We start from the raw sequence: 620 nt of genomic DNA on the forward strand, positions 1-620 counted from the left end.
GCTGCCGCAGCTTCGGTGCATGGTTTAGCCCCGTTACATCTTCCGCGCGGGCCGACTCGACCAGTGAGCTATTACGCTTTCTTTAAATGATGGCTGCTTCTAAGCCAACATCCTGGCTGTCTGAGCCTTCCCACTTCGTTTCCCACTTAACCATGACTTTGGGACCTTAGCTGGCGGTCTGGGTTGTTTCCCTCTTCACGACGGACGTTAGCACCCGCCGTGTGTCTCCCGTGATAACATTCTTCGGTATTCGCAGTTTGCATCGAGTTGGTAAGTCGGGATGACCCCCTAGTCGAAACAGTGCTCTACCCCCGAAGATGAGTTCACGAGGCGCTACCTAAATAGCTTTCGGGGAGAACCAGCTATCTCCCGGTTTGATTGGCCTTTCACCCCCATCCACAAGTCATCCGCTAATTTTTCAACATTAGTCGGTTCGGTCCTCCAGTTAGTGTTACCCAACCTTCAACCTGCCCATGGATAGATCACCGGGTTTCGGGTCTATACCCTGCAACTCATTCGCCCAGTTAAGACTCGGTTTCCCTACGGCTCCCCTATACGGTTAACCTTGCTACAGAATATAAGTCGCTGACCCATTATACAAAAGGTACGCAGTCACCCCA

1 rRNA gene is annotated in these 620 nt (G+C 52.1%); it reads right to left on the reverse strand.

Going from position 1 to position 620, the window contains the following annotated elements:
- Positions 1-620 (reverse strand): 23S ribosomal RNA (locus JEP40_RS18990); the annotation flags it as partial.

Source organism: Proteus vulgaris, from assembly GCF_016239305.1.
GTDB lineage: Bacteria > Pseudomonadota > Gammaproteobacteria > Enterobacterales > Enterobacteriaceae > Proteus > Proteus vulgaris_C.